The 3,235-nt window shown below is 61.9% G+C and carries 1 protein-coding gene; it reads left to right on the top strand.

All coding sequences use genetic code 11. From position 1 onward, the window contains the following. Positions 1-395: 395 nt before the first annotated feature. The coding region (locus AAFM29_RS16845; protein WP_341713902.1) for a TM0106 family RecB-like putative nuclease at positions 396-3,235 on the top strand (2,840 nt) is incomplete at its 3' end.

Here is a 3,235-nt window from a genome sequence, read left to right as displayed (position 1 = left end):
CAATCGCCGACAAAGCGCGGCTTCCCTCGCACCTTGTGGTGTCGACAGCGCGTGACACTGTCGCGCGCTTCGATCAGCTATGGGATCAAGAACGCAGCCATCTTCCCTTTCCGAGCGAAGTGGTTGCGGCAATCGACAAGCACCGCAAAAAGCTCCTTGTTTGACTGCGACGTTTAAACGCCGTGCGGGGTATACGGGGGAGGGGCCATCGATGTCGTTCTTGGTAGCGAGAACATCCACCGAGAATTGTCCGAAGTCGGGGTCGTCTGTGCGGTCCAAACGCTTCCCCGTCCTGCGCGGGAAACTCGTATTGCCTTACGCAAGCGGCGGCAACGACCGAATCTGACGCAGGTGTAGGAAATAACGGCCGCAGTTCATTCGTTCAGGGGGCAATCTTGTACATTCACAATGGCGCGCTGCTTCACGCGCCTTCCGATCTGGTCCGCTTTCTAGGTTGCGGCCATGCCACGGCGCTGCATTTGCTGCAGGCAACCGATCCCGCTGCTGCGCCGGACAAAGCGGCAGATGGTGATTTGAATGTGTTGACCCAAAAAGCCGGGTTGAAGCACGAGGAAACGTATCGTCAGTTTCTCGAAGCGAAGGGAGGGCTGGTCGAGATCGCGACCGCCGGCACGCTGGAGGAACGGGCCGCAGCCACCATTGCCGCTATGGAAAGCGGCGCGCAGTCGATATTTCAGGCAGCGTTCCTGAGCCCGCCCTGGCATGGCTATGCCGATTTCCTGATCCGGGTGAAAGAACCTTCATCGCTGGGCGCATGGTCGTATGAGCCGGTCGATACCAAGCTCGCCCGCACGCCCAAGGCATCGCATATCGTACAACTCGGCCTCTATGCGCGGATGATGGAGCAGGTGCAGGGCGTCTTGCCAAGCCGTATCCATGTGGCGACCGGCGATGGGCAGACGCACAGCTTCCGTCTGAACTTGTTTTCGCATGTGCTTCGCGCGGCAGAGCGGCGCTATCTGGACTTCATCGAAAGCGGTGCACCGGCTTCGCTTCCAGAACCCTGCGACGCGTGCGACCTGTGCGCATGGCGCGACCATTGTAATGCCGAGTGGGAAACGGCGGACCATTTGTCGCTGGTCGCGGGGCTGGGCCGCCCGCAGGCCGAAAAGCTGCGCAAGGCCGGAATCGTCACGCTGGGCGAACTCGCGACCATGGGGGAAGGCACGCGTGTCCCTCGCATGGCGCAAAACACGCTCGGCAAGTTGCAGGCGCAGGCGCGCTTGCAGCAGGCTCGGCGCGAGGGTGGGGGCCCTTGCGTCGAGCCGCTTCCATTGGAGGAGGGGAGGGGCTTTCACACCATGCCGCCGCCCGATCCGGCGGACCTGTTCTTTGACCTCGAAGGCGATCCGCTGGAAGAGGGCGGGCTCGACTATCTGTGGGGGCTGCACTTCCGAGATGGATCACAGCCCGAATTCAAGTTCGAATGGGCGCATGATCACGACGCCGAACGCGTAGCTTTTGAAGGGATGCTCGACTGGATCGCGCAGCATTTGCGCAATCATCCCGGTGCCCATGTCTATCATTACGCGCCCTATGAGATCACCTCGCTGCGGCGCCTGTCGACTTTGCACGCAAGCCGCGAGGATCTGCTCGACGATCTGCTGCGCCAGCGCCGTTTCGTCGATCTCTATGGCGTGCTGCGCCAGTCGATCCGCACCAGCGAGCCCGATTTGTCATTAAAGACGATGGAGATCTTCTTCGCGGAGAAGCGCGATCAGGCCGTGGTGAAAGCCGATCAGTCTATCGTTGAGTACAAGAGCTGGCAGGAAACCGGCGATCAGGCGATCCTCGACGGCATCCTCGAATATAACCGCGTCGATTGTGAAAATACCGAGGCTTTGCGCGACTGGCTGGTGTCACTGCGCATAGCTGACCTGCCCTGGCGCGAAATCGGCCCTGCCACGCCGGTGACCGAGGAGAAGACCGAGCAGCGCATCGCGGCAGAGGAAGCTGCCGCGAAACTGATCGACGCGATCCGTGCGGCAAGCAGCCCCGAAGACCCGCGCATTCGCACGCTGATGGCGCATTTGACGCAGTTCCACCGCCGCGCGGACAAGCCTGCGCTGTGGGCGATGTTCGACCGGTGTGAGCGCGATGCCGATGAATTGGTAGAAGATGGCGAATGTATCGGTGTGATCCGGCCCGATGGGGAAGAATGGCTTCGGGCCGAGAAGAAGAGCACCATCGCCCGCTATCGCTTTCCGCCGCAGGACACCAAGCTGCGCGAGAAGCAGACTGTGATCCATGTGCCGAGCCTGCGCCGTGTCGGCACGGTAGTATCGCTCGATACGCGTAACGGCATCGTCGAAGTAAAACGCCAGCTCAAAGCGGGGGAGAGCTTCCCGCTCGATGGCGGACTGATGGCCGAGCCAACTGTGAATAGCGCCGTTCTGCAAGGCGCGATCCGCCGTGTGGCATGCGCATGGGCCGCACTGGACCACGAAACGCTGGAGCCGCTGGGGGAGGGGAGCGAAAGGCTCCGATATGGTGCCCTGCTGCGCTTCCTAGGCCGCGAGGCACCTGCGCTGCATGACTGGAGCGGCGGTCCGTTGGTCCAAGATGGCGAGAGCTTCGTCAAAGCTGCAACGCTGCGTTGCCTCGCGCTCGATGAAAGCGTGCTCTTCATCCAGGGTCCGCCGGGCACGGGCAAGACTTTCACCAGCGCCCATGTCATCGCCGCGCTGGTCGCGGCGGGCAAGCGCGTGGGCATATCCAGCAACAGCCACAAGGCGGTGAACAACCTCCTCTCCCGCGTGGCGGATATTTGCGAGCGCGACGGCGTCACCGCATGCATCCTGAAGAAGGCGAGCCGCGGCAATCCCGATAGCGCAATGGAAGCTGACAATGTCACCGATGTCTGGAGCAACAGCGATGTGATCGACTATAATCCCGACGTGGTGGGCGGCACGGCATGGCTGTTCGCCGATCCCGAAATGGACCAGCAGTTCGACTATCTGTTCGTGGACGAGGCGGGGCAGGTGGCGATCGCCAATCTGGTCGCCATGGGCGCATCGGCGAAGAACATCGTGCTGGTGGGAGACCAGATGCAGCTGGGCCAGCCCATCCAGGGCAGCCATCCCGGCGAAAGCGGCCAGTCGGCGCTGGAATATCTATTGCAGGACGATGCGACGGTCGCGCCCGATCGCGGGATTCTCCTCGATCCCAGCTGGCGGATGCATCCCGCTATCTGCGGTTTTATTTCAGAGGCGGA

Origin of the sequence: Erythrobacter sp. (genome assembly GCF_038133525.1) — a bacterium.
In the GTDB taxonomy this organism is placed as follows: domain Bacteria; phylum Pseudomonadota; class Alphaproteobacteria; order Sphingomonadales; family Sphingomonadaceae; genus Qipengyuania.
Note: the sequence above shows the minus strand (reverse complement) of the source record. Positions and strands in the feature narration are given on the sequence as shown.